This window comes from Rhodanobacter sp. C06 (assembly GCF_002001105.1).
Classification (GTDB): domain Bacteria; phylum Pseudomonadota; class Gammaproteobacteria; order Xanthomonadales; family Rhodanobacteraceae; genus Rhodanobacter_A.
This window is the reverse complement of record NZ_MUNP01000066.1, coordinates 23,149-30,102: the sequence shown is the minus strand read 5'-3', so window position 1 is coordinate 30,102 and position 6,954 is coordinate 23,149. Positions and strand designations below refer to the sequence as shown.

Genomic DNA, 6,954 nt, shown 5'->3' with positions numbered 1-6,954 from the left:
CACGTAGCAGGCCGCGAAGCACTGACGCGCAGTACGAAGCACCAGAAAATCCCCAGCACCGGCAGTCGCCCGAAAGCCCAGGGCAGAAGCGTCATGCACCCGGCTTGACGGGGAAGTCTCCTACGGAGATGTTAGACGCGGCATATCCGTGTGGAATGCCATGCCCCGCAACTACTCTTTGATGTGTGGCGGGTAGTCACCCACTGTGAGTCGTACAAAAATCTCTTCTGCGATGATGCTTGCCGCCCTCTCCATGGCTGGCTTGTCGATGACCTTTGCGTCAACCAATGCATCCGCGATGAGCACAGCGATATCTTGACTCCAGGTATCTTGGGCTATGTATTTTGGGTGGGTCATGGTCTAACGCTTAGTAGACCCCGGATCGGGGCATATGCAACCCATGCTCCACGTCAGCGGCCCACCGTCAAGTGAAGAAATCCATTGTGCGGACAATGCGTTGGACGGCTCGGTCGGCTAGCAGTCGTCGATGTGCCAGCGTGTATATCTGCAAAACGAGGTGATATCTCTTATCACCCCAAAAGGTCAGATATGCACGCCTCGCTCGCTTCTGGCGCGCAGGATGCGCGCCTGCCTTTCCGGGGCCCCTGGGCGGCGGTGAGGCGGGGACGATCAGGCCGCGCAGCGGGCGTTGCCAGGGAGGGCAACGCCTTTTCGCGCGGGCAGGAGCCCGCTCGAAAAGCCCGGCCACGCCTCACGGACGTTCCGTCCATGGATGGACGGAACGCGCCAACCGGGGTGGCCTTCTCTTTGGGTTACTTTTCTCTTGGCCACGCAAGAGAAAAGTGACTCGGGCGCCGGCAGGCGCACGAAACTGCTTTGAAACTGGCGAAGCATAGAGGCAAGGCCTACCCCCTCACCCCATCCCTCTCCCCCAACGATGAAGCTGTTGGGGGAGAGGGGGAGTATCGAGCGGCAGAGGAGAGAACACGCGGGCGTCAGCCCACCACCGCCAACCGCATCCCGAGATCCAGCAGCGGCGCCGCCACCAGAATCCGCGCCAGCAGCAAACCAATGATCACCACGGTCGGCGAGAAGTCGATCATCCCCACCACCAGCCGACCGCGCAGCGGCCGCAGCAGCGGATCGACGATCACACCGAGTAAGCGCTGCAGCGGCTGGCGCTGGTCGGGGGCGAACATGCTCATCAGCGACCAGCCGAACACCAGCACCAGGTAGAACAGCAGGGCGAAGTCGAGCAGTTCGGCCAGCGACAGCACGAGCAGGCCAAGGAAGTGCGGCAGCAGCCCCATCAGCGCGAACAGCACCAGCCGCTTCAGCAGCATCGCCAGCCACGCCACCAGCAGGGCGGCGAGGTTGAGGCGGCGCCAGTTCGGCAGCACGCGGCGGATCGGCGCCAGCACCGGGTTGGTGTATCGGTAGATGAACTGGCTGAGCGGGTTGTGGAAGTCGGCGCGGCAGGCTTCGGCGGCGGCGCGCAACAGGAACAGCGTGGCGACGGCGTCGAAGGCGAGTTCGACCAGCAGCGCGAAGGCGTTGAGGAGGTAGCTCACGAATGTGATTCCTGATCCAGGGCGGCGGCGAGTTCCGTGCCGCGGCGGGTGGCGGCGGCAATGGCGCGGGCAGTCATGCGCGGCAGCCCGTCGGCGGCGAAGCTTTCCAGCGCGGCTTGGGTGGTGCCGTTCGGCGAGGTGACGCGGCGGCGCAGTTCGGCGGGGTCTTCGCCGCTTTCAGTGAGCATGCGGCCGGCGCCGAGGCAGGTCTGCGCAGCCAGCGCGCGGGCGGTGTCGCGCGGCAGGCCCTGCGCTACGGCGGCGTCTTCCAGCGCTTCGACCAGGGCGAAGAAGTAGGCGGGGCCGGAGCCGGACAGCGCGGTGACGGTGTCCATCAGCGTCTCGTCGGCGATCCAGCGGGTGAGCCCGGCGGCGGCCAGGATGTGCTGCGCCTGCGCCCTCTGTGCGGGGCTGACCCGGCCGTTCGCGCACAGGCCGGTGGCGCCGGCGCCGATCAGCGCCGGGGTGTTCGGCATGCAGCGGACGATGGGCAGCGCGCCCAGCCAGCGTTCGAGCTGGTCCAGCCGCACGCCGGCGGCGATCGAGATCACCAGCGGTCGCCGCCCCTGCAGGGCGTGGCGCAGCTCGCCATGCACCTTGGGCATGGCCTGCGGCTTCACCGCCAGCAGGATCACGTCGGCGTCGGCCACCGCGAGCCGGTTCTCGGCGAAGGTCGCCACGCCGAAGTCGCGGCCCAGCCGTTCGCGCGTTTCGGCCAGCGGGTCGGCCACGCGGATGTCGGCCGCCGCATGGCCGGTGGCGAGCAGGCCGCCGATCAGGCTGCGGGCCATGTTGCCGCCGCCGATGAAGGCGATGCGTGTCATGGGGAAAATCCTGGATGGAGGAGACGGCCGCATACCTTACCGGAGGCCGTGCCGCCGTGCGTCGCGGCGGTTTCGGTGACGAAGTGCGCAAACCTCCGCGAAGGCTGGCCGCGCGACCCGTGCCGCGAGTAGTATCGGCTCGCTGCAAGGGGGAGCCGGATGGCCGGGTCGCATGCGCGCAATGCGCGCGGCGACCGCACCTCGCCTTTCCGCCGCAGCCATCGCCACAGCATCCGACGACGGGTCGAGGGGAACCACAGATGGATATCGCCGAACTGCTTGCCTTCTCGGTGAAAAACAAGGCTTCGGACTTGCACTTGTCCGCCGGCCTGCCGCCGATGATCCGCGTGGACGGCGACGTGCGCCGCATCAACATCCCGCCGCTGGAACACAAGCAGGTGCATTCGCTGGTGTACGACATCATGTCGGACAAGCAGCGGCGCGACTACGAGGAGTTCCTGGAAACCGACTTCTCGTTCGAGATCCCGGGCCTGGCGCGTTTCCGCGTCAACGCATTCACCCAGAACCGCGGCGCCGGCGCGGTGTTCCGCACGATTCCCTCCGAGGTGCTCACGCTGGAGGATCTCGGCTGCCCGAAGGTGTTCAAGGAGCTGATCGAGCAGCCGCAGGGCCTGATCCTGGTGACCGGCCCGACCGGCTCGGGCAAGTCGACCACGCTGGCGGCGATGGTCGACCACATCAACAAGAACGAATACGGGCACATGCTCACGATCGAGGACCCGATCGAGTTCGTGCACACCTCGCAGAAGTGCCTGGTCAACCAGCGCGAGGTGCACCGCGACACGCACGGTTTCAACGAGGCGCTGCGCTCGGCGCTGCGCGAGGACCCGGACTTCATCCTGGTGGGCGAGTTGCGCGATCTGGAGACGATCCGCCTCGCGCTGACCGCGGCGGAAACCGGCCACCTGGTGTTCGCCACCGTGCACACCAGCTCGGCGGCCAAGACCATCGACCGCATCATCGACGTGTTCCCCGCCGGCGAGAAGCCGATGGTGCGTTCGATGCTGTCCGAATCGCTGCGCGCGGTGATTTCGCAGTCGCTGCTGAAGAAGACCGGCGGCGGCCGCCTGGCGGCGCACGAGATCATGGTGGCCGTGCCGGCGATCCGCAACCTGATCCGCGAGGACAAGGTGGCGCAGATGTATTCGGCGATCCAGACCGGCCAGCAGTTCGGCATGCAGACCCTGGACCAGTGCCTGCAGGACCTGGTCAAGCGCGGCCAGGTGGCGCGCCAGGAGGCGTATGGTTACGCCAAGAACAAGGATCTGTTCCGCTAGGCGCGGGCAGGCAAGATCACGATACCGCAGCCGTTCCACTGATTCGCGTCTCCCGGAGGAGACCAGACCATGAGCGAGTTCGATTTCACCTCCTTCCTCAAGCTGATGGTGCACAAGCAGGCCTCGGACCTGTTCATCACCGCCGGCGTGGCGCCGTCGATGAAGGTGCAGGGGCGCATCGTGCCGATCACGCAGAGCCCGCTGTCGATGCAGCAGTCGCGCGACATGGTGCTCAACGTGATGACGCCCTCGCAGCGCGAGGAGTTCGAGAAGACCCACGAGTGCCAGTTCGCGATCTCCGCGCAGGGCGTGGGCCGCTTCCGCGTATCGTGCTTCTACCAGCGCAACTGCGTGGGCATGGTGCTGCGCCGGATCGAGTCGAAGATCCCCACCGTCGAGGAGCTGAACCTGCCGCCGGTGATCAAGCAGCTGGCGATGACCAAGCGCGGCATCATCGTCTTCGTGGGCGGCACCGGCACCGGTAAGTCGACCTCGCTGGCGTCGATGATCGGCTACCGCAACCAGAACTCGACCGGCCACATCATCACGATCGAGGACCCGATCGAATACGTGCACAAGCACGAGGGTTGCATCATCACCCAGCGCGAGATCGGTATCGACACCGACAGCTGGGACAACGCGCTGAAGAACACCCTGCGCCAGGCACCGGACGTGATCATGATCGGCGAGGTGCGCACGCGCGAGACGATGGAGCACGCGATCGCGTTCGCCGAAACCGGCCATCTGGTGCTGTGCACCCTGCATGCGAACAACGCGAACCAGGCGATGGACCGCATCCTGCACTTCTTCCCCGCGGATCGCCGCGAGCAGCTGTTCATGGACCTGTCGCTGAACCTCAAGGGCGTGGTGGCGCAGCAGCTGATCCCCACGCCGGACGGCAAGGCGCGCCGGGTGGCGGTGGAGATCCTGCTGGGCACGCCGCTGGTGCAGGACTACATCCGCCAGGGCGAGATCCACAAGCTGAAGGAAGTGATGAAGGAGTCCACCCTGCTCGGCATGAAGACCTTCGACCAGAGCCTGGTCGAGCTCTACCACGCCGGCGAGATCAGCTACGAGGACGCGCTGCGCCACGCCGACAGCGCGAACGAGGTGCGCCTGCGCATCAAGCTGGCCCAGGGCGGCGACGCGCACACGCTGTCGCAGGGCCTGGAGGGCGTGGAAGTGGAGCAGACCCGCGGCGGCGACAACTTCGGCGGCGGCTTGCTGCAGCGCTGATTCGCATGAGGAACGCCGGAAGCGGCCCGCTCTTGTTGTAGGAGCGCACCCTGTGCGCGAATGGCTTTTGCCCTGATCGAAGCACCAGAGCATTCGCGCACAGAGTGCGCTCCTACAGGTTCATCGAAACGAAGAAGGCGCCCGTCGGGCGCCTTCTTCGTCGAGGCCGTGTGGCTTGGCTTATTTCAACGTGGTGTGGCTGGTGATCACCAGGCCGCTGTCGTCCACGTGCGCCTCGGCGTCGATGCTGTCCACGCGCTGCGCCTGGGCTTCCATCGCGGTGAACTGCGCCTTGGAGCGGGCCGCGTCGGCGGCGGCCTGGGCGGCCTCGTCGGCAGGCGTGGTGTCGCCGTTGATCGTGGGTTCGTCGCTCTTGCTCATCTCGGCGGCGGCGGCGGCGAGGCTGTCGGACTTCATCTCCATGAACTTCAGCCAGTCCAGGTACATCGCGCCGGAGAGATGCATGCGCAGCATCTGGCCGGCGCCGCCCGCCGGATCGTGCAGCGTGGCGGCGAGCTTGGCGTCCTCGCCGACGCCGATGCCGAGCGCGAGGGCCTTGTCGCCGGTCGCCAGCCAAGCCGGCTGGCCGAGCATGGTGGCCATGTCCTTCGGCAGCGCCACCGGCGCACCGCCGGCGCCGGGTTTCAGCTTGGCCAGCGCGGGCACCATCATCTGTCCGGTGGCGAGCAGGCCGCTGGGATCGCTGGTGCCGAGCACCACGCGGCCGCTGAAGTCCGGCAGGCTGCTGGTCTTGTCCGCGCTCAGGCTGTCCAGCGCAAGGCGCAGGCCGAGCAGGTTGCCGAACGGCGGGAGCGCCGCCTTCGGCATCGCCTCGCCCAGCTTGGCGAAGCCGTCGTTGAGGTCGACCAGCATCGGGCAGGTGAACGGCTTGGCCGCCACCGCGTCGGCCTGGGCCGACCAGAACGTGCGCAGCGCAACCACCGGCAGCGCGAGGCTGAGGTCGAACGGCGCCGCGCTGCCGCCGCCGAGGCCGGGCAGCTCCACCTTGAGGCCGCTGAAGGCCTTGGCGATGTCGTCGGCCAGCGCCACGTCGAAGCGGCCGTCCTGGTGCTTCGCGTCAAGCCGGGTGTAGCCGAAGCTGATCGACGGCACGCGCGCGGCGATGCGGCTGGCCTCGGGAGCGCAACTCGGTGAGGTCTTCAGGAGGTTCGCCACCGGCTCGCCGGTCTTCGCCGACTCGGCGCCGGCATGGGCGTGCTCGATCGCGGCGACCAGCGGGTCGCTGCCGGAAATCACCAGCGGCAGCGCGCGGGTGAGGTCGAGCTGGCCGACCAGCCACTTCGCGTAGCCCTTGTCCTTGGCCAGCGCGGCGAGCCGGCCGTCGTCCTGCAGGCTTTTCGCCGGGCGGTCCAGGCCCAGGGTCTGGCGCAGCAGCGGCGTGGCGGCGTCGACCGGGAGGATCGCCGCCACCATCTGCTTGCCGACCACGGCGAGCACCAGCTCGGTGCCGGAGGCGGGGAACAACTGCCTGCGGTAGCTCTGCGTGCCGATGGTGGCGGTATCGAGCCGCTTGCCATAGGCGGTTTCCAACCGGCCCACGAAGCCCTCGAAAGCCTTCGGGTCGGTCAGTTCGAAGCGCAGCACCGGGGCCATGCCCTCGCCGTAGAGCGCGAAGCGGCCCTTGAGGTCGAAGCCGTTGGCCTGGGCGAAGGCCTCGATGGTCTTGCCCTTGAGTTCGGCGGTGAAGGCGCGCACCAGGCGCGCGGCATCGGGATCGTTGGCCTGTTCGCGCGTGGCGAAGGCTTCCATCTGGGCCACCTGCGAGGGCAGCTGCAGATCGGCCTGGGCGAGCAGCGCCTGGCGCGTGTCGTCGTCCAGCACATCCAGGTTGGCGGCCACGTACGGCGTGTCGGCCGGCACGAAGGCCAGCGGCGCGTTCTTGTCCTTGTGCGAGCAGGCCGCCAGTGCGACGCAGGCCAGTCCCAGCGCGATGAAGCGCGTCCTCGATTGCATGGTGTTCCCCGATGGTGGATGCCGCTGCGTGCAATTATGCCCGCTTTGCGGCTTGCTGCGGTGCAAGACGGACGGCCATCCGACCGTCCG

5 protein-coding genes are annotated in these 6,954 nt (G+C 67.3%); 2 read left to right on the top strand and 3 right to left on the bottom strand.

What is annotated here, in order from left to right; all coding sequences use genetic code 11:
* Positions 1-956: 956 nt before the first annotated feature.
* Both B0E52_RS14245 and proC read right to left on the bottom strand, forming a co-directional pair.
* Positions 957-1,532 carry a YggT family protein gene (locus tag B0E52_RS14245; protein ID WP_077484869.1) on the bottom strand — a complete coding sequence of 192 codons (576 nt, stop codon included), beginning with the start codon at positions 1,530-1,532 and terminating at the stop codon, positions 957-959.
* Positions 1,529-2,356 (bottom strand): pyrroline-5-carboxylate reductase, encoded by an 828-nt coding sequence (proC, locus tag B0E52_RS14240; protein ID WP_077484867.1) that lies wholly within the window; start codon positions 2,354-2,356, stop codon positions 1,529-1,531. Before proC ends, B0E52_RS14245 begins: the two co-directional genes overlap by 4 nt.
* 260 nt (positions 2,357-2,616) lie before the next feature.
* Here proC and B0E52_RS14235 point away from each other — a divergent pair, with 260 nt between their 5' ends.
* Both B0E52_RS14235 and B0E52_RS14230 read left to right on the top strand, forming a co-directional pair.
* Positions 2,617-3,654 (top strand): type IV pilus twitching motility protein PilT, encoded by a 1,038-nt coding sequence (locus tag B0E52_RS14235; protein WP_077484866.1) that lies wholly within the window; start codon positions 2,617-2,619, stop codon positions 3,652-3,654.
* Between the two features lie 69 nt (positions 3,655-3,723).
* A complete protein-coding gene (locus B0E52_RS14230) occupies positions 3,724-4,890 on the top strand; it encodes a PilT/PilU family type 4a pilus ATPase (RefSeq protein WP_077484864.1) in 1,167 nt (388 codons plus the stop codon).
* 180 nt (positions 4,891-5,070) lie between these two features.
* Here the strand turns inward: B0E52_RS14230 and B0E52_RS14225 are convergent, their stop codons facing one another.
* Positions 5,071-6,864 (bottom strand): hypothetical protein, encoded by a 1,794-nt coding sequence (locus tag B0E52_RS14225; RefSeq protein WP_077484863.1) that lies wholly within the window; start codon positions 6,862-6,864, stop codon positions 5,071-5,073.
* Between the last annotated feature and the right edge of the window lie 90 nt (positions 6,865-6,954).